The following is a 24,188-nucleotide window of genomic DNA, read 5'->3' as shown; positions in this document are numbered from 1 at the left end:
ACTTTCTTCCCCAGCAGAGACGGTAGCGCGCGACCTATTGCCGGGGTTGAGCGTCGCGCATATTAGCCAGCACGCGCCCGGCGTTTTCGCTGCAAGCCATGCCTTCGGGCTTACTTTCAATGGTGGCAATGATTGCCAGTAATTGCGCCTTGTTCTGTGCCAGGCGCTGCTGCATGAGCTCAATTTCGCCGATCTTGCGCTGCAGGCTGGCCAGCAATTCATCGTGTTCCAGGCCCTGTGAGTCGCCTTGCGGGAGCAGGCGGCGGATCTCGTCCAGGCTGAAGCCGGCCTGTTGCGCGCAGCTGATGATGCCCAGCGTTTGCACAGCTTGCTCCGGATAGCTGCGATAACCGTTGGCCTGGCGCTGGGCGTTGATCAGCCCGCTGGCTTCGTAGAAGCGGATGCGCGAAGCCGCCAAGCCGCTGCGCACGGCCAGTTCACCAATCTTCATTCTCTTCACTCCGGGCTATTGACCTTAAAGTTGACTTTAACCTTAGGCTTGCGGCATTGACCACCCCCGGAGTTCTCCATGAGCGCGTTTGAATCCCTGCAACTGCCCAACGGCAGCGTTATCCCTAATCGTATTGCCAAGGCGGCTATGGAAGAGAACATGGCCGACACCAGCCAAGGGCCGTCTGCTGAGCTGCTACGGCTTTATCAGGCCTGGGCTGAAGGCGGTGCCGGCTTGCTGCTGACGGGCAATGTGATGGTCGACCGCCGCGCCATGACCGGTCCTGGCGGGGTGGTGCTGGAGGATGAGCGGCAGCTGGATAAATTCCGCAACTGGGCGCGTATCGGTCGGGCCAGGGGTGCGCAGATCTGGGTGCAGCTCAATCACCCCGGGCGACAAATGCAGGCCAACCTCGGCCAACAGACTGTCGCGCCCTCTGCGGTTGCACTGGAACTGGGTGGCCTGTCGAAGATGTTCCCGCTGCCCAAGGCGCTTGATGAGGCGCAAATTCATGAGCTGATCCAGCGCTTTGCTCGCAGTGCACAGTTGGCCGAGCAAGCCGGCTTCAATGGTGTGCAGATTCACGCGGCGCACGGCTATTTGCTCAGCCAGTTTCTCTCGCCGCTGAGCAATCAGCGTATGGACAGCTGGGGTGGCTCGCTGGAAAACCGTGCGCGGTTATTGCTGGCGGTGGTCAAGGCCGTGCGGGCGGCGGTGGCCCCAGGCTTCAGTGTGGCGGTCAAACTCAACTCGGCGGACTTCCAGCGTGGCGGCTTTGCAGAGGCCGATGCCAAGCAGGTGGTGCAGTTGCTCAATGAACTGGCGGTGGACCTGGTCGAGCTGTCGGGCGGCAGCTACGAAGCACCGGCCATGCAGGGTGATTCGCGCGATGGCCGGACCTTGGCACGTGAGGCGTACTTTCTGGAGTTTGCCGGGGAGATAGCCTCCGTGGCGAAGATGCCGATCATGGTCACCGGCGGTATTCGCCGTCTGCCGGTGGTTGAGCAGGTCTTGGCCAGCGGCGTGGCCATGGCCGGTATCGGTACGGCCTTGGCCATCGATCCTGCATTGCCTAAGCAGTGGCAGACAGGGCAGCTCGAGGCCCGCGCCGAACTGCCGCCGATTCGCTGGAAGAACAAGGCGTTTGCTTCGCTGGCCTATATGGCCACGGTGAAGTTCCAGCTGCGCCAGCTCAGCCGGGGCAAGCGCACCAATCCACAGGTGTCGCCGCTGCGTGCGCTACTGCTGGAGCAACTGAAAGCGGCGCGGCGCACCCGAGTGTACAAGCGTCTGATGGCACGCAACGCGCCGCTCTAGGGCTCCGGCTTGTAGCCCAGGCGCAAACCGCCCCAATGGCGGCCCTGCACCTGAATCGGCACGGACAGGTCGTGCATCAGCTCGCCGGTATCGCGCATGTAGGTCTGCAGCAGCAGGGGTTGCTGGTGGCTGCCACAGCGGATGCCGGTGCGGTCGTTGAACAGGCGCTTGCTGCGGCTCTTCGCCGTGTCGCGCACGCGGTCGCCGCTGGGCGGGTGGTTGAAGGCGTTGTTATGGGTCGGCACATAGCCTTCCGGGGTGCTGACGATGGCAAACACCAGGCCTTCGTGCCGCGCCAGCAGCGGTTCCTGCAGCGCTGGCAAGACCTGATCGGCGTAGTGGTCGAAGCGGGTCTTGTACTTGGCCGGAAAACTGCCCGGAACCGGCTGATAGTGACGGTCGAAGAGGTCGTCGAGGCCAACCCGGCCGGCCTGGATGTCGGCCTCGAACTGGCCGGCGATGCTCGCGGCGCCTTCGCGGGCGAGGTCATAGATGCGCTGGTGATAATCGTCCAGGCCCACTGCGGCGAGCTGTTCGCTGACGGTCTCGGCCTGGCCGACCAGTTGCCCGGCGGCGTCGCCCAGCTGACGGGTCTGCGCCTCGCTGGCATGCACGTCGCCGCGCAATTGCTCGACGGCGACGAACAGGCTGGCCAGGCGCTCGTGATTGCTCGCGGCGCCGGCGCTGATCTGCGCCACCTGGTTTTCCACATCCACGGCCAGCTCGGCGATGCCGTGCAACTGCCCGCCAGTCTCCTCGACCTGCCGGGCGGCCTGATCCAGTTCACTGGCCTGCTCCTGGATATGTGCCACTACCGCGGTACTCTGCTGGCGGATATCGCTGACCATCTGGCCGACCTCCTCGGTGGCCGTGGCGGTGCGCGCGGCGAGGTTGCGCACCTCATCGGCGACCACCGCGAAACCACGGCCCTGCTCGCCGGCGCGGGCCGCTTCGATGGCCGCATTGAGCGCCAGCAGGTTGGTCTGGCTGGCAATCGACTGGATCACCTGGGTCACCTTCTCGATCTGCTCGGTGCGGCTGCTCAGGCCGTCGATCAACTCGCGACTGGCGGTGGTCTGCGCGCTGAGGCGCTGCATCCGGGCAATCGCCTGGAGCAATGCCTGCTGGCCCTCGGCACTGCTCTGGCGCACGGTCTGTGCGGACGTCAGGGTTTGTTCGGCGCGCCGGGCACTGTCCTGCTCGGTGTGGGTGATGGCATTGGCACCCTGGCTGATCTGTTCGACCGCGAGCAACTGCGACTTCAGCTTATCGGCCAGTTGCTGCACCGCATGCGCCACCTGGGCGGCGGACAAGGCGTTATGGCAGGTGTGCTGCGACAGGTCCTGGCTCAGCTTGGCGAAATCCGCGCGCGCCGCGCTGCCGGTCGACGCCGTGTCATCGCCGCGCCGCCAGGGACCGAACCAGGGCCACAGGGCCAGCAGCAGGAACAAGCCAATGCTCAGGTAGCCAGGCAACTGGAATAGCTGGTAGGTCATGATCACGGCGACCAGCCCGAGTACATGCACGACGCAGGCGGTGGGAGAGCGGGTAATGGCAGTGCTCATGACGGACCTCATAGTTTTTATTCTGCGAATCCAGGGCCCACGGCGTCCTTATTCGCGCCGCGCGGCTCAAGCGCCTGAGCCCTGCGCGCACTGCCGGCGAAGCGCCTGCTTACTCACTGAATGGGCAGCGGCGGGACTATCCGTAGCAGTAGGCGGCCACCCCGCGCAGCGGAGGTTGATTCGATCACGCTGGGTCATGCCAGGCCATGACACTTTGGTCGCACCCGGCTAACCGGAAAGGCGGTGGCGCTGGATAAAGCCGCGGTCGAGGTAATCCTTCCAGCGTCCGAACAGCTGCCCTCCGGCGCTGTAGTCATGCCAACTGAGCAAGGCGCCGCCATCGCCGGTGGCGAGCAACGCCAGGCTCTGCCGTTGCGGGCGATAGGCGCGCAACGGCAAGCCACGCAGCACCGCGTTGAGGTTGGCCGCCAGCACCGGCGCCTGACGCACCGAATACACCCCGCTCTTGCGCGTACCCGGCAGGCTGGCGCAATCGCCGACGGCGAAAATGTGCGGATGGGTATGGCTTTGCAAGGTCGTGGCGATCTGCACGAAGCCCGCTGCATCGCAGTCCAGGCCACTCTGCGCCAGCCAGGGCAAGGCCTGGGCGCCACTGGCCAGGAGCAGGCGCGGGCCGCGCCAGACCGGGGCCGCCCCGCTAATCAGGCAGTCGCCGTCGATGCGGCTGATCGGGCAGTCTTCGCGCACCCGCACGCGGCGCTGGTGCAGATGACCGAGGGCGCGCAGGCGCAGGCCGGCCGAGTGGCCGGCCAGCAAGGGCCCGCGGCAGAACAGCGCCAGCTGCGGCACCTGATTGGCCAGGGCCAGGGCCAGCTCGACCCCGGCCGCGCCACCACCGAGAATTGCCAGCGGCTGCGGATCGGCCTGCCAGTTCTGCCAACCACTGAGAAAGTCGGCGAACGGCTTGACCGCCAGCACCTGCATGCCTGCCCCCTGTTGCGGCGGGCAGGCGACTCGAGCACCGACATTCAGCGACAGCCACTCGGCATTCAGGCCACGACCATCGCTCAGTTGCACCTGTCGCTGCATGGCAGACAGCGCCTCGGCCTCGCCGATAATCAGCTCGACCTTGGCCGCCCGGCACAGCGGCGCCAGTTCGATCCGGCAATCCGCCGCGACGTGGCGCCCGGCCAGCAGGCCCGGCAACATCCCGGAATACCAGGCCTCGTGCCCGGCACTGAGCAGGGCAATCCGTCCAGGCGGCCGCTCGAGCCGCGCCCAGCGGCGCAATACACCGAGGTGGGCATGGCCGGCACCGATCAGGATTAAATCGTAGTGGCTCATGGCTGTTTGCGTCCGTCGCGGTAATGGCTGGGCGTCTGCCCGGTCCAGCGCTTGAAGGCGCGGCTGAAGCTGCTGGTGTCGGCGAAGCCGAGCAGGTAGGCGATCTCGCTGATCGAGCAGCGCGGGTCGCGCATGTGCTGCAGCGCCAGGCTGTGGCGGGTGTCGGCCAGCAGGCCCTCGTAGCTGCAGTGCTCGTCGGCCAGATGGCGCTGCAGGCTGCGCAGGCTCAGGTGCAGGCTCTGCGCCACGCGTTCGGCCGAGGGTTCGCCGTCCGGCAGCTGTGCGGTCAGGCAGGCGCGGACCTTTTGCGCCCAGGTCGCCGCCTGCAGCTGGGCGAGGTTGCGTTCCAGCAGCGCCTCGTTGAGTTCGGCCAGCTCCGGGTTGCCGTCGTCCAGATGCTGGTCCAGCGCCGCGCGCGGGAAACGCAGCAGATTCTCCGCCGCGGCGAAGTGCAGCGGCGCGCGAAACACCGCGTGCCAGGGCGCCGGATCGGCCGGTTCGGGGCGCTGCAGGTACACCGCCAGCGGGGCGAACGCGCGGCCCAGGCGACTGCGGCAGCTGCGCACGTAAATCGCCGCGAAAGCATCCAGCGCCTCGGGTGCCGGTGGCGGGCTATCGGCCGGCACGCGGAAGCGGAACTCGTAGCAGTCGGCGCATTCGCGCAGCTCCAGCACCAGGGCGTCGCTGACCACCCGATGGTAGCGCTCAATGCGCTCGAACACCTCGCGCAGGCTGCTGCTGGCGTTCAGCGCGTAACCGAGGGCGTGGAAGGTGGTGGCGCTGACGTACTGCGAGGTCTTCAAGCCCAGCGCCGGATCACCGCTGGCCGCCACCGCCAGTTGCCACAGGCGGGTGGTGGCCGACAGCGGGCAGCGGGCATTGGGGTCGTCGAGCAGGCGCGGGTCCAGCCCGGCCTGGCGGCACAGTGCGGCGCTGTCCAGGCCCAGGGCGTCGAGCTGCTTGCGCAGGGCGCGGGTCCAGCTGGCCAGGGTGGTGGGTTCGGCTGTCATGCAGGTTGGCGTGTCCGGTCAACAGGTTGGCGTTCAGGGTCAGGCGGCTGGCCGACTCTCGCGGCACAGTAGCAGCATGTTCAAGCAGAGGATGTAGGCATGTCCCTTTCTCCCACAAGTGTTGCCCAGATGAATGATCAACAGCGATCGGCACATATTCGCCAACAGGTGATGGCGCATGGCGTCGAATTGCGCCAGCGTTACCCCCTGCTCAAGCATCAGGATGCCCTCGGTGCCGGCATCCTGGCCTTTGCCCTGGCCGGCATGCTCGGCTCGGCGGCGCTGTACCTGGGCGGCCATCTGGCCTGGTGGGCCTGCCTGCTGCTGAATGCCTTTTTCGCCTCGCTGACCCACGAGCTGGAGCACGACCTGATCCACTCGATGTATTTCCGCAAGCGCCGGGTGCCACACAACCTGATGCTGGCGCTGGTCTGGTTGGCGCGCCCGAGCACCATCAACCCGTGGATCCGCCGTCACCTGCACCTCAACCACCACAAGGTCTCGGGCAGCGAGCAGGACCTCGAGGAGCGCGCCATCACCAACGGCGAACCCTGGGGTATCGCCCGCCTGCTGATGGTCGGCGACAACGTCATGGCCGCGCTGATTCGCACGCGGCGGGCGAAGACCTGGGCGCACAAGCGCGCCATCCTCTGGCGCACCCTGCGCGTCTATGCGCCGCTGGCCCTGCTCAACTGGGGCACCTGGTATGTGTTTCTCGGCTTCCACCTGATCGATTTCACCGGCAGTGCCCTGGGCGCGCCGATCGCCTGGTCAGCCAGCACCCTGGCGGCCATGCACATCGTCCATATCGCCGTGGTGGTGCTGGTCGGGCCCAACGTGCTGCGCACCTTCTGCCTGCACTTCGTCAGCTCCAACATGCACTACTACGGCGACGTCGAGGCGGGCAACGTGATCCAGCAGACCCAGGTGCTCAACCCCTGGTGGCTGTGGCCGCTGCAGGCGTTCTGCTGCAACTTCGGCAGCAGCCATGCGATCCATCATTTCGTGGTCAAGGAGCCCTTCTATATCCGCCAGCTCAGTGTGCCCTTCGCCCATCGGGTGATGCGCGAAGCAGGCGTGCGCTTCAATGACTTTGGCACCTTCGCCCGGGCCAACCGCTGGACCCGCGTGGTCAAGGAACAGCCGGCGGCGCAGTCGCAGACCGCCTGAACGCGGGCGCGGTCACAGCGGCCGCGCCCTTCCCCGCACCTCACACGATAGCGCCCATGAATGTCCTGATCGTTCACGCCCACCCCGAAGCGCAGTCGTTCTGCAGCGCGATGAAAGACCTGGCCATCGCCACCCTCGGCGCCGCCGGGCATGCCGTGCAGTGCTCCGATCTGCATGCCATGCACTGGAACCCCGTGGCCACGGCCGCCGACTTCGCCGCGCGCAGCGACCCCGACTACCTGGTGTATGCCCTGGAGCAGCGCCACGCTTACCAGCACCAGGCGCTGGCCGCGGACATCGCCGGCGAGCTGGACAAGCTGCTCTGGGCCGACCTGCTGATCCTCAACTTTCCGCTGTACTGGTGCTCGCTGCCGGCCATGCTCAAGGGCTGGATCGACCGGGTACTGGTCTCCGGCGCCTGTTACGGCGGCCGGCGTTTCTACGAGCGTGGCGGCCTGGCCGGCAAGCGCGCGCTGCTGAGTTTCACCCTCGGCGGCCAGGCACATATGTTCGCTGGCGAGCAGGCCATTCACGGCGAACTGGAACTGATGCTGCGTCCGCTACTGCGCGGCACCCTGGCCTATATCGGCCTGGGCGTGCTGCCGCCATTCGCCGCTTACCACGTGCCCTATATAGTCGCGGCGGCGCGCCAGCAGCTACTCGACGACTACCGTGACCATCTGCTGAACCTGGACCACCTGGCGCTGCTGGAGATGCCGGCGCTGGCCGACTTCGACCGCAACCTGCAGCCCCTGAACAGCGAGGTACCGGCATGAAGACCTGGATCTGCATCGTCTGCGGCCTGATCTATGACGAAAGCGCCGGCTGGCCGGACGAGGGCATCGCCGCCGGCACGCCCTGGGCCGAGGTGCCGGACGACTGGCTGTGTCCGGATTGCGGGGTGAGCAAGGCCGACTTCGAGATGCGCGAGCTCTAACGCGTCTCGACCAGCTGCGGGTCGGCGAAATAGCTGGTGACCGATTCGCCGGTGTTGTCGCTGTCGGCGGCGAACACCACGCCGAGGATGCGCCGCGGCGCGCTGCCGAAGGCGGCGATGGCGTCGGCGCGCAGATCGCGGTGCTCCTCCAGCCACTGCCCCAGTGGCGCTTGCGGGCCACGCAGCACCCGCATCTCCACCGTCTCGCTGTAGGCGCTGCGGGCATGGCTGCCGGGTGCGGCGCGGTTGTCCCAGACGTAGCTCAGGGTCGCCGCCGGCAGGTCGGGGTCGAAGAAGGCGCGCGCCAGGCGCAGCTTCTGTCGGGTGAGGAAGGGCAGTTCGTCCAGCGGGTAATCCAGCAGCACATAGACCCGCGCGGCATAGTCATCGCCCGCGCGGGTGGCGAAGCGCGCCTTGTCCAGTTTCTGCTCGGTGCGCCATTGCCAGCTCAGCTGCCAGGGCCGATCGCCGGGCAGGTCGAGCGGATGCAGCAAGCCACCGGCGGCGGCATCGGCCTGGATGCGCAGCACCAGTCGACCGTCCTGCTCGACCAGGCTGCGTGCCGAAGGCGTGAGCTTGGGGATATCCGCCAGGCGCCAGGGCGCCGACCACTCGCCCTGCGGCGGTCCGGCGGTCCAGGGCGCCAGCGCGCTCTGTGCCTGGGCCAGGGGCGCCAGCAGCGCCAGGCCGAGCATGAGCGCGCGCATCAGCTCCGGCGCCAGGCGTGGAAACGCTCGACCCAGCGCAGCAGCCCCTGCGGCGCATGCGCGCGCTTCCATTCGCCGGCCGCGTACTTGTTGGCCTCGGCCATGGTCGGGTAACTGTGGATGGTGCCGAGAATCTTGTTCAGGCCGAGGTTGTGCTTCATCGCCAGCACGTATTCGGCGAGCAGCTCGCCGGCATGCTCGCCGGCGATGCAGACACCGAGAATCCTGTCCTTGCCCGGTTCGGTGAGCACCTTGACGTAGCCACGGGCGGCCTCGTCGGCAATCGCCCGGTCGAGGTCGTCGATGCCGTAGCGGGTCACTTCATAGGCAATGTTCTGCGCCCTGGCTTCGCCTTCGGAGAGGCCGACCCGGGCCACTTCCGGGTCGGTGAAGGTGCAGTAGGGAATCACCCGGTAGTCGGCCTTGAAGCGTCTGAAACCGGCGAACAAGGCGTTGACCGCGGCATACCAGGCCTGGTGCGCGGCGACATGGGTGAACTGGTAGGGCCCGGTGACATCGCCCACCGCATAGATGTTGGGCAGGCGCGTGGCCAGGTACTCGTCGGTTTCCAGGGTCCCGTTGGGGCGCACCACCAGGCCCAGTTCCTCGACCCCGTAGCCGCTGACATTGGCCACCCGGCCGAGGGCCAGCAGTAGGCAGTCAAAGGCGATGGTCACCTCTTCGCCGGTGTCGAGGCGGCGGGCAATCATGCGCTGCTCGCCATCGACCAGCTCGAAGCGCTCGGCGCGGTGCTGCAGGCGCACATCGACGCCGTCGGCCTGCAGGCTGGCGAGGACCAGTTCGCTGGCATCGGCATCCTCGCGCGGCAGCAGGCGCTCGGCCAATTCGACCTGGATCACCTGGCTGCCGAGGCGCTGAAAGGCCTGGGCCAGCTCGCAGCCGATCGGCCCGCCGCCCAGCACCAATAGCCAGCGCGGCTGCTCGCGCAGGTTCCAGATGGTGTCCGAGGTGTAGCCCTGCACCAGCTCGACACCGGGGATCTTCGGCACCAGCGGGCGCGCGCCGGCGGCAATGATGATGCTGCGGCTACTCAGGGTCTGGCCGTTCACCTCGACGGTCCAGGGCGAGGTCAGCTTGGCTTCGCCCTGGATCACCTCGACGCCCAAACCGCTGTAGCGCTCGACCGAATCGTGCGGGGCGATGTCGGCAATCACCCGCTGAATACGCTGCATCACCGCGGGAAAATCCACGACGGCGCGCACGCCGCTGAAGCCCAGCGCCTCGCCCTGGCGCAGCTCATGGGCCAGCCTGGCCGAGCGCAGCAGCGCCTTGGACGGCACGCAGCCGGTGTTCAGGCAGTCGCCGCCCATCTGGTGCTTTTCGATCAGGCTGACCTTGGCCTTCACCGCCGCGGCGATGTAGGCACTGACCAGGCCACCGGCGCCGGCGCCGATCACCAGCAGATTGCGGTCGAAGGCATCGGGCTTGAGCCAGCCGGCATACACCCGCCGGGCCTGCACCAGGCCGAGCAGCTTGCGCGCCAGCAGGGGGAACAGGCCGAGCAGGATGAAGGCGCCGAGCAGTCCCGGCGAGAGAATCCCGCCCAGCGACTCCAGCTGGCCCAGCTCGCGGCCGGCGTTCACGTAGACCAGGGTGCCGGGCAGCATGCCCAGCTGGCTGACCCACCAATAGGTGCGCACGGGCAAGCGGGTCAGGCCCATGGCCAGGTTGATCAGAAAGAACGGGAACGCCGGTACCAGGCGCAGGGCGAACAGGTAGTACGCCCCTTCGCGCTCGATCCCGGCATCGATCCCGGCCAGGCGCTGACCGAAGCGTCCACGCACCCAGTCGCGCAGCAGAAAGCGGCTGCTGAGCATGGCCAGGGTCGCGCCCATAGTCGAGGCGAAGGACACCAGCACCAGGCCTTCGAGCAAGCCGAACAGCGCCCCGGCCAGCAGGGTCATCAGCGCCGCACCGGGCAGCGACAGGGCCGTGACGGCGACATAGGCGAGGGAGAACAACCCGGCCGCCTGCCAGGGATTGCTCGCGACCTGGGCGTTCAGCACCGCCTGCTGGGCCTTGAGCGTGTCCAGGTTGAGGTACTGGCCGAGGTCGAAGACAAAGAAGCTGCCGAGCAAGGCCAGGATCAGGCCGAGCAGGACCAGTTTGCGACTATTCATAGATCCAGCGCCTCCAGTGCGCAGAGGCTTTGGCACAGACTGAAGCCAGCCAGCAGGGCCTGCTGCGGTTGCTCCGCACAGGCCCCGAGAATTCGTGAGCGATAAGACTGCGCCGCCGGGCTGTCGGTTGGCCACTGGCGGTCGAAGTCGGCAAGAAACGCATCGTGAGCGTAGTTCAACGGCAATGCCTCGATAAACAGACCTTCGCGCTGGCAGCGATACAGCGCCGCCGGGTGTGGCGCGGTGGCGATACGACTGACCAGCCCATAACGGCCGCCAGCAAAGTTGGGCAAGCCGGCCGCGCCGTTATTGATCAACGCAGCGTGGGGTAAGTTCAACGCCACGGCCGTGCAGGTGTGACTGGTGGCCAGCACCCGCAGCCGGTTGCTCGCCAGCCACTGCTCCAGTTGCTGCTGACGCGCAGGCTCGGCCAGTGCTTCGCGGGCGCAATTCCAGCCGGCCAGGGAGTGCTCGTCGCCGTGGCTGATCGCCACCCGTTGGCCGCCGACGCTGACCAGCGCCGTGGCCGGGCGCGCCGCCAGTCGCGCGGCCACGCCCGGCAAGCGCTGTACGGTCCTGTTCAGCTCGGCCTGGATGGCATTGGAACGCTGCACCAGCGCCTCATCCACCGACCCCGGGTAGGCGCAGCCGCAACCGGCGCCGCTGGCATGGGCCCGCCCGAGTTCGGTTTCGACATTGCCGCGCAAGGCCAGGTGCCCGCTCAAGCCCTGCTCGATGGCCTGGAAAATATCCGGTTCGCGGTCGAACCAGTGGGCATCGCCATTGAACACCACACGCGCCTGCGGCTCTGCGCCCAGGCGTTGTTCCAGCGCCGCCAGGGCCTGGCGATTGCCGTAGAGACCGCCGACCACATACAGGCTCTGGCAGTCGAACAGCGGCTCGCCGGCGAAGGCATCGCCAGGCAAGCGGTAATCCAACGGGCAATCGCGACCGGCGCGCATCAGGCGCGACCCCGCAACCAGCCGGAGATCAGGTAGCCAGGCACGCACAGGCCCAGGCCGAAGTGCTTACGGCTGCCGAGCATCATGCTGACCTCCGTAACCAGCCGGGTACCAGATAACCCAATACACACAGGCCCAGACCATAAAGGTTGGTGCCGAGCAGCAGGGCGTATTTGCCGTCGCCGATGGCCCAGCTCTGCGGAATCCAGCCGAGGGTCAGGGCCACGCCCAGACCCAGGCCGGTCCAGAAGCTCAGGTGAAAACCCAGGCGGGTCGGCGTGGTCAGGCCGTGCAGGATAAACACCGGGGCCAGGCCGATGACCATGGTGCCGCTGATGGTGGTGGCCTTGAGGATGTCGGTGCCGGCGATCATCGGCAGGTTGCCAAACAGGGCGAACAGCACCATCACCGCCATGCCCACGCCGATGGCCTTCTGCCCCAGGTCGCGACCGGCCAGCTTGGGCAATTCACGGCCGGCCAGCTTGGCCAGGCTGGAGAAGGTCGAGTCCAGGGTCGAGCCGGCGGCCGAGACCATCACCAGCGTCATCACCAGCAGTGCCCCGATGCCCAGGCTCTTGGCCAGGGCCGCCGGCACATTGTCCGAGGCGGCCAGGCCGGTTAGTTGCGCATGCACGCCGATCAGGCTGAAGGCGAGGATGGCGATAAAACCCAGCACCCCGGCGATGACGAAGGAGCGACGCATGGTCTTCTCTTCGCTGATAAAGCCGCGGTCGGTCAGCACCGGATCGTGGAAGCCGTAGCTGAAGGCTTGCAGGCCGGCGACCAGGAGCAGATCGACGCCGCCATTCAGCGCCCAGTGGCTGGTGCTGGCCAGTTCGGCCGGCGAATGCTGCGGCAGCACCAGGCCGAGCACCCAGATCAGCGCGACGATAAAGATCGCCGCCTGCGCCGCATCGGTGAGGATCGAGCTGCGCAGACCGCCGCGCAGGCTGTAGGCCAGGGTCACGGCGGTAAACAGCAGCGCGGCGCCGATGAATTCAAGGCTGCCGGAGTCACCGTAATAACCGCCGACCACCGCGGTGTTGCTCCACACCTCGTTGAACAGGCGGATCAGGATGGCCGCGGAAAACGCCAGGGCCGCGCCACGCCCGTAATGGCTGCTGAGAAAACTCACCAGCCCGGTGGCCGCATAACGCCGACGCAGGCGGTAGATGACGAAGCCGGTGAGCGGGATCGACAGCCAGTACATGGCGTAGGCCAGACCACCGACCAGGCCGTAACTGGCGCCCAGGTTGGCGGCGTTGGTCACCGACTTGGCGAAGATCCAGCTGATGAAGATGCTCGAGGTGAGCAGCCAGGGCGCGGCGCTACGGCCCTGGTTGTCCTCGCCATTGAAGAAGCCGCCGAGGGTCACGGCACGCGGCGCCAGCGCCAGCATCAAGACGCCGTAGACCAGCAGAAAACCCCAGAAAAACAGCCCGGTGATGCTGGTGGCTTGCATGGAACATTCCTTGGTTGAAGTTAGCTCAGGCTACCGCCACAGCTGGACCCCTGTCCGGCGGTGCAGGCGAAACAGTGATCGCGGGTGACGATGGGGTTGCCATCCAGCTTGGCGCCCAGCAGGTCGCGCAGGTGGGGCCGTTGACGGCCGATCACGCGGCCCTGCAGTTCGAGTGGCAAGTCGAGCATCTGGTTGAAGTCGCAGTCGTACAGGTAACCCTGCCAGTCGACGCTGACCAGGCTGCGGCACATCAGTGGTTCGACATTTTCCGGGCGGTAGCTGTCGCGCAGCAACTGCATGTAGGCGTTGAACTGGCCCTTGCTGACCAGGGTGCTGCCGAAACGCGCAATCGGCTGGTTGGTGATGCACAGCAGGTGGTTGAACTGAATGCCGAAATCTTCGGCCAGGTGGCGCTTGTAGTCGGCCTCCAGCGCGGCTTGCGGCGGCGGCAGGCTCGGGCCTTGCGGGTTGTACACCAGATTGAGCAGCAAGCCGCTGTCGGGCTGGCCATAGCCCAGGGCATTGAGCTGTTGCAGGCCCTTGATGCTGGCATCGAACACGCCATCGCCGCGCTGCTTGTCGACGTTATCGCGCGAGTAGCAGGGCAAGGAGGCGCTGACCTCGACGCCCTGTTCGGCGAGGAACACGGCCAGGTCTTCATAGCCCGGCTCGCTGAGAATGGTCAGGTTGCAGCGGTCGATCACCCGCAGCCCCTCGCGGCGCGCATGCTGGACGATCTCGCGAAAGCGCGGATGCATCTCCGGTGCGCCGCCGGTCAGATCCAGGGTGCGCACCGGATGGGCATCGATCACCTGGTGCAGCAGCGCCAGGCTTTCGTCGGTCATCGCCTCGCTGCGGGTCGGCCCGGCGTTGACGTGGCAATGCAGGCAACGCTGGTTGCAGCGATAGGTCAGGTTGATCTGCAGCGCTTCCAGCTGGCCCCGGCGGATTGCCGGAAAGGCCAGTTGGTTGAGCAAAGGCAGCATGGCATGCACGGTTAACTCCTTATCGCTGGCGCCCCCCCTCGGGGTGTCTGAGGCGCGAAGCCACCAGCTGTTTGTAGCCACTATAGAGAGTGGCCAGGGTATTTTGTTACGCGCGGGGACAGAAGAGCGGCATTAAATTAGTTATACAAAGCTTATACAAGTAATGCAGAATTAACTAACTTTAACCTCACCTACCTGCACAAGTGTTTCGAGGATCTGATCATGCTCGTGCGTCTTACCTATGCCAGCCGTGCCAGCCAGGGCGTTTCTGCCGAGCTGATCCGCGAGATTCTCGACAGCTCGCAGCGCAACAACCCCGGCAGGGGCCTGACCGGGATACTCTGCTGCAACGCCAATATCTTCCTGCAGGCGCTGGAAGGTCCGCGCAGCGAGGTGAACGCCTTGTACAACCGCCTGGCCGATGACAGCCGGCACAAGGATCTGACCATTCTCGACTACGCCGAAATCAGCCTGCGTCGTTACTGCAACTGGAGCATGGGCTGGGCCGGGGCCAAGCGAGTCAATCGTGAGCTGTTCCTGAAATATTCGGCCCGCGATCACTTCGACCCGTTCGACATGAGCGCCGAGCAAATTACCGGCTTGCTACTGGAAATGAGTGAGAGCATAAGCGCAATCAAGTCGCCCGTTCTGAGCTAGAACGCTTGAGCGTCCACTCGCCCGAGCAGGCGGGCGGTGTTGACCCTGAGCCTTGGCGCACAGCCCCAGTGGCTGCGGGTGCAGGACGGCTAGGCGGTCAGCATGGCACTGGCGGGGGCTGGAGCCTTGGAGGCCGGCGAGCACTGGATGTGCAGCGCCTTGCTGCCGGTGCGCAGTCCAGCCTGATGCTGTTCTTCCTGGGCAAATTCAGCCTCTTGCGTGAATCGTAAGCGGTGCTGTTCTGCCTGCTTACCCGCCGGAAAAATCCGCAAAAAAAAGACCCGCCGAAGCGGGTCTTTTTTCCAGCCTGGTTTACGCCAGTTCGGCGAAGCACTCGGCGATGATCGCCAGGCCCCTGTCGAGCAGCTCGTCTGCAGCAGTCAGCGGCACCAGCACCCGCAGCACGTTGCCGTAGGTGCCGCAGGACAGCAGGATCAAGCCCTTGTCGCGCGCCTTGGCGACGATCTGCCCGGTCAGCGCGGCGTTCGGCTTGTGCAGATCGCCGTCTTCGCACAGCTCCATGGCGATCATCGCGCCGAGGGCGCGCACCTCGCCGATGCTCTTGTGCTTGGTCTGGATGGCTTTCAGGCCAGTGACCAGGCGCTCGCCGACCGCCTTGCAGCGCTCCAGCAGCTGCTCTTCCTCGAACACCTGCATCACCGCCAGCGCCGCGGCGCAGGCGATCGGGCTACCGGCGTAGGTGCCGCCCAGGCCACCCGGGGCGATCGCGTCCATGTACTCGGCCTTGCCGCACACGCCGGCCACCGGGAAACCGCCGGCGATGGATTTGGCGAAGGTGGTCAGGTCGGCGGCCACGCCCATCTGCTCCATGGCGAAGAAGGTGCCGGTACGCCCGGCGCCGGTCTGCACTTCGTCGGCGATCAGCAGGATGCCGTGCTGGTCGCAGAGGGCGCGCAGGCGCTGCATGAATTCTTGCGGCGCAATATAGAAGCCGCCCTCGCCCTGCACCGGCTCGATGATGATCGCGGCGATGTCGCGCGGCTCGGCATCGTTCTTGAAGATCCGCTCGATGCTGGCGATGGCGTCGTCCGTGCTGACCCCGTGCAGCGCGCACGGGTACTGGGCGCGGAACACGCCGCCGGGCATCAGGCCCATGCCGGCCGCATAGGGATTGACCTTGCCGGTCAGCGACAGGGTCATCATGGTGCGGCCGTGGTAAGCGCCGGTGAAGGCGATCACTCCGGCGCGGCCGGTGGCGGCGCGGGCGATCTTCACCGCGTTTTCCACCGCCTCGGAGCCGGTGGTGACCAGCAGGGTCTTCTTGGCGAAGTCGCCCGGCACCTTGGCGTTGATCTTCTCGCACAGCTCGACATAGGGCTCGTAGGCCAGCACCTGGAAGCAGGTGTGGGTCAGCTTGCTCAGCTGCTGCTGCACCGCGGCGATGACTTTCGGGTGCAGGTGGCCGGTGTTGAGCACCGCGATGCCGCCGGCGAAGTCGATGAACTCGCGGCCTTCGACGTCGATGACCGTGGCGTTTTCGGCGCGATCGGCGAAGATCGGGTGGATCTGGCCGACGCCACGCGGGACGGCGGCGGTGCGGCGTTGCATCAGGGATTCGTTGGTCTTGCTCATGATGTCCTCATTCGCCGGCTAGATACGGCGTGGTCCAAGGATGTGTCACCGATGACGGCCTGACAGTATTCGATGATCGACTGCCGCAGCGCACCCGGAGCACAGGTATGTCCATATAAAAAGCAGAAGGCGCAACGCTCTCGTGCGCCCCTGCGGGATTACATCGCCGGGTTAGATACCCAGGCAGAGGTATTTGATTTCCAGGTAATCCTCGATGCCGTACTTGGAACCTTCCCGGCCCAGGCCAGAGGCCTTGATGCCACCGAAAGGCGCCACTTCATTGGAGATCAACCCGGTATTGACGCCGACCATGCCGTATTCCAGGGCTTCGGCCACACGGAACACCCGACCCATGTCGCGGGCGTAGAAGTAGGAGGCCAGGCCGAATTCGGTGTCGTTGGACATGGCGATCACGTCGGCCTCGTCCTTGAAGCGGAACAACGGCGCCAGCGGGCCGAAGGTCTCTTCCCTGGCCACTGCGGCGTTGCTCGGCACGTCAGTGAGGATGGTCGGCTCGAAGAAACTGCCACCCAGGGCGTGCGGCTTGCCCCCGGTGAGCAGCTTGGCCCCCTTGCTCAGGGCGTCGGCGATGTGTTCCTGGACCTTGGCCACGGCCTTGTCGTCGATCAGCGGGCCGGTGGTGGTGCCTTCGTCCAGACCGTTACCGATCTGCAACTTGGCCACCGCGACTTTCAGCTTCTCGGCGAAGGCGTCGTACACGCCGTCCTGGATATACAGACGGTTGGCGCACACGCAGGTCTGGCCATTGTTGCGGTACTTGGAGATCAGCGCGCCTTCGACCGCCTTGTCCAGGTCGGCATCGTCGAACACGATAAAGGGCGCATTGCCGCCCAGCTCCAGCGACACCTTCTTGATGTCCTTGGCGCACTCGGCCATCAGCTGGCGACCGATCTCGGTCGAGCCGGTGAAGCTCAGCTTGCGCACGATCGGATTGCTGGTCAGCTCGCCACCGATATCGCCGGCACTGCCGGTGACCACACTCAAGACGCCTTTCGGAATACCGGCGCGCTCGGCCAGAGCCACCAGGGCCAGGGCAGAGAACGGCGTCTGCGAAGCCGGCTTGATCACCATGGTGCAACCGGCGGCCAGGGCCGGGCCGGCTTTACGGGTGATCATTGCCGCCGGGAAATTCCACGGGGTGATGGCCGCGGTCACGCCGATCGGCTGCTTGAGCACGATCAGGCGCTTGTCCGGCTGGTGACCGGGAATCACATCGCCGTAGATGCGCTTGGCTTCTTCGGCGAACCACTCGATAAAGGAGGCGGCGTAGACGATTTCGCCCTTGGCTTCGGCCAGCGGCTTGCCCTGCTCCAGGGTCATCAGGCGACCGAGGTCGTCCTGGTTTTCGATCAGCAGCTCGAACCAGCGGCGCAGCTTGTTCGACCGCTCCTTGGCGGTCAGCGCGCTCCAGGCCGGCAGGGCACGGTTGGCGGCCTCGATGGCACGGCGGGTTTCCGCGGCGCCCATCTTCGGCACGCTACCGATGACTTCGTTGGTGGCCGGATTGGTGACCTTGATGGTCTGGCCGCTGTCGGCGTCCAGCCAGGTTCCGTCGATATAAGCCTGTTGGCGGAACAGCTGGGTGTCTTTCAATTGCATGACTTTCTCCTTCTCATCGCGACACCCAGGCGTCGGACGGTTGTTGTTGGTACGACGGGCAGGCGGACCCTATAAAGATGTTTTGCCAGGCCCGATGCCCCGCTTAATCAATTTTAGACAATAGGTCTTGATAGGATTGATCCGGACTGCACAGAGTTCCGAACGGTTTCAGCAAGATCGTTTGAAATCTCAAACGAATCCTAGGGACATGAGGGGTAAAGGGCAATAGTCTGTTCGAAAAAATTAACGCTCCGCCCAGGCATCGGTTGATCTGGCGATCACTCACGCCAAACCCAGTGTATTGGCGCGCAAACACGCACAACCGCCAGCATGGACGCCCGCGCGCGAGATGCGTATGATTGCGCCGCGTTGCACCAGTAGCTCAGCTGGATAGAGTACTGCCCTCCGAAGGCAGTGGTCGTGGGTTCGAATCCCGCCTGGTGCACCAAATACCTGTTTCAACCTGTCTCTGGCAGTCTACGAAACACCCCAAGAAGCCCGCCCCGTGCGGGCTTTGTTGTTTCTGGTTGTCTCTCCCCACTTAAACGTCGTGTATATCAGCGTGCCCCCTGACGGAAAGTAGCCCCTCGGTGTACAAGCTTGAAGCGCATCCGGATGCGAGCGCCTGGCTGGACGTGAAGGCATTCAGATGCAATCCGGCCTTTCGTTTCCGGGCAGGCGGCTCCACTCGTATGGCAAAGCAGGAGTTCACTATGCAGGCTCGTTGGCCTTGAGCCGACCCTGGTGATAATCCTCTGCCGCCATGAGCAAAGGTGCCCATTTTAGGTACTGCTTACGCGTGCGGTGGTCCTGGAAAAACATCCGATAGTCGCCTGGCTGGTAGGCGCTGACGTTGAACATCTCGTCAAAAGGCACGCTCAGGGTTACACGGATGGGGCTGCTCGAAGCTGCCCTCTGCGAGCGACTTTCTCGCAGCCAGGCGAACACCGCCTTGCGTGCTTTTACTTGCACCATGCTGGGCCGGGCCAGATAGCCGGGGCCAGGATCGCCCTGTGGCTCGAACAACTTGGGCCGTGGTGTGCCGTTGTTGCTTCGTGGGTCTTTGTCGATCCGCCGGCATTCGCGCTGCGCCTCTCGCTTCAGCCAGGCCAGTTGTTGGCCGAACAGAATCGATGACTCGCCGATCAGCGCATTGCAGCGCGCACGATAGGTTTCGAAGCATGGCGGCTCACCGTGGGAGAGGCCCGCAGCGTCGTAGATCAGCTCGATGGCGCTGCGGAAGCCTTCGGCCGTCCAGCTGCGGATCGGCGGATGAGGTGCAAGGCACTTGGAGCGGTCGAACAGACCCTGAACGATTACTGCGACCCGATTGTATTTGCGGACATCGTCAGCGATTTCCTTGAGGGCTTCGTCGTAGTAGACGTTGCTGTGATCGAAGGGCTTCCAGTTGGCGGGGTTGAAGCCATTATCGCCATCGTTTCTGAGCCGGTGAGGGTTGGCCTGGTAGTAATTTTTACCGGGGTTGCGCGCTTCCCATTCACTGCATGGATGTTGCTCTTCCCAGGCTTCGACTCTGGCCTGCCAGGCGTCATGGCTGGCGAGCCTCGATTCGAACTCACGCCGGGTGATTTTCTGCTCGACGCGGGAGCCCCACATCTTGACCATCATCGGCTCACAAGGATCGAATACCGCCTTGTCGGGAAATATCAGTTCATCGAACTCGATCGCGGTGCTGATCCGGTAAAGCTGCTCGCCATTGCGGATAAACAGGAACGTGCTGTGGTCGGCTTCCGCCAAGGCGAGATTGTGCATCAGCGACAGCAGGGATCCGTCAGCATCTCGATCCTTGCCGGTTCGCCGCACGCGCATCGCGACCAGGCAGCGAGGATAAGGCAGTAGTCGATCCCTGTTCTGCGGCTGGCTCAGCCAGTCCTGAAAGGAGGGCAGATCGCTGATTTCCAGCCCGCCACAATCGTAGGCAAGTAGTGCCTCCTCATCGCAGAACAGCATCCGCTGGAACACCCGAAGCTTTTCGCTCGCCTCGGCAGCTTGGCCTTCGCAGAATTGCACGACGCTCTCCGCCAACCCGGCATACAACTCAATGTTGAACACGCGATCCTGAATGTCATCGACAACATCGGTACTTTGCGCGGCGAGGGCCTCCAAAGGCAGCATTTCTGCCGAGATCCAGCTCATCAATGTTTCGTTGGCGCTGCGTAATTGGTCGCGCAGCTTGGGCAAGGCTTCCTTTTGGGCCGTTATCAGGGCTTTCTTGTATGCCTCGATATCTCCTTGCGCCGCCAGTGTCGCCAGGCCTGAGGCACTTGACGGCGTACTGTGCTCCAACTGCTGCCGAGGCGCGACGCCAAGGCTCGTGGTCAGTGTCTGAACCTCTTGCATCAGGCTGGCGATGGCAGCCTTGCTTTGCTCGACTTTGTTGGCAAGGACGCGCTGGTGATCCGGCTCGTGCCTGAGCGCGTGGCTAATGTCGGCGAAATGAATGCGCGCGTTGTGGCTGGACTTGCCTCCCGCAGGCCCGCTCAATTCGACAAAATTGCTGCCGACGCCGATCACGCAGCCAAACCATTGTTCATGCACCCAAAACCACTGGCCAATCACGGGCAGTTGCGTGGATGCGATCACACGTTCAGTACGCCCATCCTCGACAGCTTGAAGCGAGGATGAAACGGCTTGCTGTGGTACATCTGGGTGGGGAGTGGTGCTGGCAGTCATGCAGAGGCGGCCCTGTAATTGTCCCGCGAGCCGCATGCCGACATGGGCTCATTTCGCTAGCGAAACCCTAAAGCGTTTGGGGCTAGCACTCAAGTTGATCGCGTCGCCGCCTACGCGGTTGCAAGGGGGTTATTGCGTGGCCATCGAATGAGACCAGCAAGCCGGGGTAAATAAAACGGCTTACCGGTACTCAACTATCGTCGCAGCCCGATTCAGAGCTGGCGCTTTCACGGAGGCCATGAACACTTAATGGCCAGGTCAGTAAATCGATCAAATCAGGCCCAGCAGCCGGCACCGTGTATGCCGCCCTGTATGCCACCAAAATCACAATCTCAGAAAATCCTTTAAAAACATATGGATACGAAATAGGTTAGAGGCCCGCCTGGGCACCATATAAACGAAAAGGCCCCAGGTGAAAACCTGGGGCCTTTGGTTTTTCCTGTGTCTGGATTGTGCCCATTCAATGTAAACGCACCATAAACCCCACCAGCGGGAGGTGGGGTTTATGGTGCGTTTACCGACAAACCGCCGCGAGCGATGGCTGGCATACGTGCCCTACCCGCGCGGCAACCTTGTACTGCAGGCAGGGCCACGTTCATCGCCTGACCTTGCTCGCCGGTTCGCCGCCGATGCCGAAGTGGTTGCTCGGCATCTCGGTGATGATGACCCGTACCCGTTCGATCGGCGCGTCCAGCGAGCGCGACATGGCCTCGCTGACTTCGCGGATCAGGGTTTCCTTCTGCTCGTTACTGCGACCTTCGAGGATGTACAGCTGGGCGATGGGCATGCTTCTGCTCCTGCAAAAAGCGGCCGGCTCGCAGGCCGACCGCACACGGTTTAAACGAAACGCGCGGTCACCGAGCCGAGGCCCTGGTAGCGCACGCAGATGTTGTCGCCCGGCGCCACCGGCACGGCGGCGGTGATGCCGCCGGTCATGATGAAGGTGCCGGCCGGGATGTGCTCGCCGCGCTCGGCCAGCAGGTTGGCCAGCATCGCCACGCTGGACAGCGGGTGGCCGAGCACCGCGGCGCCGGCGCCGAGTTCCACCACTTCGCCGTTCTTCTCCATGACCACGCCAAGGGTGCGCAGGTCGACCTCCTCCAGGCTGGCCATGCGCCCACCGCTGATGAAGCGGGTCGAGGAGGCGTTGTCGGCGACCACGCTGATCAGGTCGAACTTGAAGTTCTCGTAGCGCGAGTCGATCACCTCGACCGTGGGGATCACATAGTCGATCGCCGCGATCACGTCGCCAAGATGACAGCCCGGGCCGCGCAGCGGCGCCTTGGTCACCACCGAGATTTCCGCCTCGACCTTCGGGTGGATCAGCTTGGCGCAGTCCACCACGCCGCCGTCCGGCACGCTGAAATAGTCGGCCAAAAAGCCGTAGATCGGCGTTTCCACGCCCATCTGCGCCATCTTCGCCCAGGAGGTCAGGCCCATCTTCAGGCCGACGATCTTGTTGCCGCGGGCCTCCTTGCGCCGGCGAATTTCCCACTGCACGTCGTAGGCGTCGGCAAAGGTCATTTCGGGGAAGTCGTTGGTTACCTTGCCGATGTCGTGGACATTCAGCTCGGCGTTTTCGATGTGCTCGGCCAGGGCCAGCACGTGTTCGCGGGTCAGGGTACGGTTCATGCGCTCACCTTCTGGTTCTGCCGGGCTCTGGCCATATCCAGGGCCAAGTCTTCGATCATGTCTTCCTGGCCGCCGACGGTGCCGCGCCGGCCCAGCTCGACCAGGATGTCGCGGGCCGACACGCCGTATTTCTTCTCGGCGCGCTGGGCGAACAGCAGGAACGAGCTGTACACCCCGGCATAGCCCAGGGTCAGGGCGTCGCGGTCGACGCGGATCGGCTGATCCATCATCGGCACCACCAGGTCCTCGGCGACGTCCATGATCTTGTACAGGTCGATGCCGGTTTCCACGCCCATGCGCTTGCACACCGCGACGAACACCTCCAGCGGGGTGTTGCCGGCACCGGCGCCGAGACCGGCGACCGAACCGTCGATGCGCACGGCACCGGCCTCGATCGCGGCCAGCGAGTTGGCGATGGCCATGCCCATGTTGTGGTGGCCGTGGAAGCCGACCTCGGTGGCCGGATTAAGCTCGGCGCGCAGCAGGCCGATCTTCTCGCTGACTTCATCGGGCAGCATGTAGCCGGCCGAGTCGGTGCAGTAGATGCAGTTGGCGCCGTAGCTCTCCATCAGCTTGGCCTGCTCCAGGACTTTCTCGGCACTGATCATGTGCGCCATCATCAGGAAGCCGACGGTGTCGACGCCCAGCTTGCGCGCCATGCCGATGTGCTGCTCGGAGACATCCGCCTCGGTGCAGTGGGTGGCCACGCGGATGGTCGAAACACCGCAGTCCAGCGCCATCTTCAGGTGGTCGACGGTGCCAATGCCGGGCAGCAGCAGGGCGGAAACCTTGGCCTGCTTGAGCTGCGGGATCACCGCGCGCAGGTACTCCTCGTCGCTGTGCGCCGGGAAGCCGTAGTTGATCGAACGACCGCCGAGGCCGTCGCCGTGGGTGATCTCGATCATCGGCATGCCGGCTTGATCGAGGCCGGTGGCGACCGCGACCATCTGTTCCAGGCTGATCTGGTGGCGCTTGGCGTGCATGCCGTCGCGCAGGCTCATGTCGTGCAGGATGACGCTCTTGCCTTGCAGATTCATGGTGCTACTCCTCAGGCCAGCGCAATGTCGCGACGCGGCAGTTGAATGGTGCCCGCGGCGATTTCCTCGGCGAACATCTCGCCGGTGCGCAGCGCGGCTGCGGTCATGATGTCGAGGTTGCCGGCGTACTTGGGCAGGTAGTCGCCCAGGCCTTCAACCTCCATGAAGATCGACACGCGGTTGCCGTCGAATACCGGGCCGTTTTTCAGGCGGTAGCCGGGCACGTATTTCTGCACCTCGGCGATCATCGCGTGGACCGACGCGGTGATTGCGTCCTGATCCGGCTCGCCCTCGGTCAGGCAGTGGATGGTGTCGCGCATCATCAGCGGTGGCTCGGCCGGGTTGATGACGATAATCGCCTTGCCTTCCCGGGCCCCACCGACCTGCTCGATGGCGCCGGCGGTGGTGCGGGTGAATTCGTCGATGTTCTTGCGCGTGCCCGGGCCGACCGAGCGCGAGGAGACGGTGGCGACGATCTCGGCGTAGGCCACCGATTGCACGCGGGATACCGCGGCGACCATGGGAATGGTCGCCTGGCCGCCGCAGGTGACCATGTTGACGTTCATCTCCAGCCGGCCGACGTGCTGCTTGAGGTTGACCGGCGGCACGCAGTAGGGGCCGATGGCCGCCGGGGTCAGGTCGACCATCAGCACGCCCAGCGCATTGAGCTTGCGGCTGTTCTCGGCATGCACATAGGCCGAGGTGGCGTCGAAGGCGATACGGATGTCGTCGTCCAGCACGTGCGGCAGCAGGCCGTCGACCCCTTCGGCGGTGGTCTTCATGCCAAATTCGTGAGCGCGCTTGAGGCCGTCTGAGTTGGGGTCGATGCCGACCATCCACACCGGCTCGATCCACTCGGAACGGAGCATCTTCATCACCAGATCGGTACCGATATTGCCGGGGCCGATAATGGCCGCCTTGAGTTTCTTGCTCATCAGATAG

General features: G+C 64.8%; 21 protein-coding genes and 1 tRNA gene. 6 read left to right on the top strand and 16 right to left on the bottom strand.

The features are described from left to right. Positions 1 to 34: 34 nt before the first annotated feature. A complete protein-coding gene (locus PH586_RS14005) occupies positions 35 to 451 on the bottom strand; it encodes a MerR family transcriptional regulator (protein WP_271348382.1) in 417 nt (138 codons plus the stop codon). 78 nt (positions 452 to 529) lie between these two features. Here PH586_RS14005 and PH586_RS14000 point away from each other — a divergent pair, with 78 nt between their 5' ends. Further along, positions 530 to 1,768 carry an NADH:flavin oxidoreductase/NADH oxidase family protein gene (locus PH586_RS14000; RefSeq protein WP_271348381.1) on the top strand — a complete coding sequence of 413 codons (1,239 nt, stop codon included), beginning with the start codon at positions 530 to 532 and terminating at the stop codon, positions 1,766 to 1,768. Here PH586_RS14000 and PH586_RS13995 read toward each other — a convergent pair. From PH586_RS13995 to PH586_RS13985, 3 genes are all read right to left on the bottom strand, one after another. Then, the gene (locus PH586_RS13995; RefSeq protein WP_408636934.1) at positions 1,765 to 3,264 is read right to left on the bottom strand and encodes a methyl-accepting chemotaxis protein; all 1,500 of its coding nucleotides are present in this window, start codon (positions 3,262 to 3,264) and stop codon (positions 1,765 to 1,767) included. The two genes, PH586_RS14000 and PH586_RS13995, sit on opposite strands and share 4 nt — an antisense overlap. Before the next feature lie 297 nt (positions 3,265 to 3,561). Next, positions 3,562 to 4,638 carry an FAD-dependent oxidoreductase gene (locus tag PH586_RS13990; protein WP_271348379.1) on the bottom strand — a complete coding sequence of 359 codons (1,077 nt, stop codon included), beginning with the start codon at positions 4,636 to 4,638 and terminating at the stop codon, positions 3,562 to 3,564. After that, positions 4,635 to 5,648, bottom strand: coding sequence for an AraC family transcriptional regulator (locus PH586_RS13985; RefSeq protein WP_271348378.1), 1,014 nt, complete (start codon positions 5,646 to 5,648; stop codon positions 4,635 to 4,637). Before PH586_RS13985 ends, PH586_RS13990 begins: the two co-directional genes overlap by 4 nt. 129 nt (positions 5,649 to 5,777) lie before the next feature. On the opposite strand from PH586_RS13985, the gene PH586_RS13980 reads away from it, so the two are divergent. Genes PH586_RS13980 through PH586_RS13970 form a run of 3 tightly spaced genes read left to right on the top strand, consistent with a single transcriptional unit; the run spans position 5,778 to position 7,755 of the window. Then, a complete protein-coding gene (locus tag PH586_RS13980) occupies positions 5,778 to 6,818 on the top strand; it encodes a fatty acid desaturase (RefSeq protein ID WP_271348377.1) in 1,041 nt (346 codons plus the stop codon). Positions 6,819 to 6,874: 56 nt separating this feature from the next. Then, complete coding sequence (locus PH586_RS13975; protein ID WP_271348376.1) at positions 6,875 to 7,594, top strand: NAD(P)H-dependent oxidoreductase; 720 nt, start codon at positions 6,875 to 6,877, stop codon at positions 7,592 to 7,594. Continuing rightward, positions 7,591 to 7,755 carry a rubredoxin gene (locus tag PH586_RS13970; RefSeq protein ID WP_271348375.1) on the top strand — a complete coding sequence of 55 codons (165 nt, stop codon included), beginning with the start codon at positions 7,591 to 7,593 and terminating at the stop codon, positions 7,753 to 7,755. The genes PH586_RS13975 and PH586_RS13970 overlap by 4 nt, the downstream gene beginning before the upstream one ends. On the opposite strand, the gene PH586_RS13965 is transcribed toward PH586_RS13970, so the two are convergent. The 5 genes from PH586_RS13965 to arsS all read right to left on the bottom strand — a co-directional run bounded on the left by PH586_RS13965 (position 7,752) and on the right by arsS (position 14,013). After that, complete coding sequence (locus tag PH586_RS13965; protein WP_271348374.1) at positions 7,752 to 8,462, bottom strand: DUF3047 domain-containing protein; 711 nt, start codon at positions 8,460 to 8,462, stop codon at positions 7,752 to 7,754. The two genes, PH586_RS13970 and PH586_RS13965, sit on opposite strands and share 4 nt — an antisense overlap. After that, the gene (locus PH586_RS13960) at positions 8,462 to 10,603 is read right to left on the bottom strand and encodes an FAD-dependent oxidoreductase (RefSeq protein WP_271348373.1); all 2,142 of its coding nucleotides are present in this window, start codon (positions 10,601 to 10,603) and stop codon (positions 8,462 to 8,464) included. The genes PH586_RS13965 and PH586_RS13960 overlap by 1 nt, the downstream gene beginning before the upstream one ends. Beyond that, a complete protein-coding gene (locus PH586_RS13955; protein ID WP_271348372.1) occupies positions 10,600 to 11,565 on the bottom strand; it encodes a metallophosphoesterase family protein in 966 nt (321 codons plus the stop codon). The genes PH586_RS13960 and PH586_RS13955 overlap by 4 nt, the downstream gene beginning before the upstream one ends. 82 nt (positions 11,566 to 11,647) lie before the next feature. Beyond that, positions 11,648 to 13,027: an SLC5/6 family protein gene (locus PH586_RS13950; protein WP_271348371.1), complete on the bottom strand. Its 1,380-nt coding sequence runs from the start codon at positions 13,025 to 13,027 to the stop codon at positions 11,648 to 11,650. A gap of 20 nt (positions 13,028 to 13,047) precedes the next feature. Continuing rightward, positions 13,048 to 14,013: an arsenosugar biosynthesis radical SAM (seleno)protein ArsS gene (arsS, locus tag PH586_RS13945; RefSeq protein ID WP_271348595.1), complete on the bottom strand. Its 966-nt coding sequence runs from the start codon at positions 14,011 to 14,013 to the stop codon at positions 13,048 to 13,050. 222 nt (positions 14,014 to 14,235) lie between these two features. On the opposite strand from arsS, the gene PH586_RS13940 reads away from it, so the two are divergent. Further along, positions 14,236 to 14,670 (top strand): BLUF domain-containing protein, encoded by a 435-nt coding sequence (locus tag PH586_RS13940; protein WP_271348370.1) that lies wholly within the window; start codon positions 14,236 to 14,238, stop codon positions 14,668 to 14,670. A gap of 312 nt (positions 14,671 to 14,982) precedes the next feature. On the opposite strand, the gene gabT is transcribed toward PH586_RS13940, so the two are convergent. Together gabT and gabD are read right to left on the bottom strand one after the other, a co-directional pair. Then, positions 14,983 to 16,263 carry a 4-aminobutyrate--2-oxoglutarate transaminase gene (gabT, locus tag PH586_RS13935; RefSeq protein WP_271348369.1) on the bottom strand — a complete coding sequence of 427 codons (1,281 nt, stop codon included), beginning with the start codon at positions 16,261 to 16,263 and terminating at the stop codon, positions 14,983 to 14,985. Between the two features lie 171 nt (positions 16,264 to 16,434). Beyond that, complete coding sequence (gabD, locus tag PH586_RS13930) at positions 16,435 to 17,883, bottom strand: NADP-dependent succinate-semialdehyde dehydrogenase (protein WP_271348368.1); 1,449 nt, start codon at positions 17,881 to 17,883, stop codon at positions 16,435 to 16,437. A 371-nt stretch (positions 17,884 to 18,254) separates the two neighbouring features. Between gabD and PH586_RS13925 the strand changes: the two genes are divergently transcribed. Then, positions 18,255 to 18,331 (top strand) — tRNA-Arg (locus PH586_RS13925). A 263-nt stretch (positions 18,332 to 18,594) separates the two neighbouring features. Here the strand turns inward: PH586_RS13925 and PH586_RS13920 are convergent. The 5 genes from PH586_RS13920 to PH586_RS13900 all read right to left on the bottom strand — a co-directional run bounded on the left by PH586_RS13920 (position 18,595) and on the right by PH586_RS13900 (position 24,181). Next, positions 18,595 to 20,577, bottom strand: coding sequence for a hypothetical protein (locus tag PH586_RS13920; protein ID WP_271348367.1), 1,983 nt, complete (start codon positions 20,575 to 20,577; stop codon positions 18,595 to 18,597). 595 nt (positions 20,578 to 21,172) lie between these two features. Further along, positions 21,173 to 21,409: a 2-hydroxymuconate tautomerase gene (locus PH586_RS13915; protein ID WP_271348366.1), complete on the bottom strand. Its 237-nt coding sequence runs from the start codon at positions 21,407 to 21,409 to the stop codon at positions 21,173 to 21,175. Positions 21,410 to 21,414: 5 nt separating this feature from the next. Beyond that, positions 21,415 to 22,209 (bottom strand): 2-oxo-3-hexenedioate decarboxylase, encoded by a 795-nt coding sequence (gene dmpH, locus PH586_RS13910; protein ID WP_271348365.1) that lies wholly within the window; start codon positions 22,207 to 22,209, stop codon positions 21,415 to 21,417. After that, on the bottom strand, positions 22,206 to 23,246 hold the full coding sequence (gene dmpG / locus PH586_RS13905; RefSeq protein WP_271348364.1) for a 4-hydroxy-2-oxovalerate aldolase: 1,041 nt from the start codon (positions 23,244 to 23,246) through the stop codon (positions 22,206 to 22,208). Before dmpG ends, dmpH begins: the two co-directional genes overlap by 4 nt. 11 nt (positions 23,247 to 23,257) lie before the next feature. After that, on the bottom strand, positions 23,258 to 24,181 hold the full coding sequence (locus tag PH586_RS13900; protein ID WP_271348363.1) for an acetaldehyde dehydrogenase (acetylating): 924 nt from the start codon (positions 24,179 to 24,181) through the stop codon (positions 23,258 to 23,260). Positions 24,182 to 24,188 lie beyond the last annotated feature (7 nt).

Source organism: Pseudomonas aestuarii (genome assembly GCF_027988105.1).
GTDB classification, from domain to species: Bacteria; Pseudomonadota; Gammaproteobacteria; order Pseudomonadales; family Pseudomonadaceae; genus Aquipseudomonas; species Aquipseudomonas aestuarii.
The sequence above is the reverse complement of the archived record's forward strand: the minus strand, read 5'-3'. Positions and strand labels throughout refer to the sequence as shown.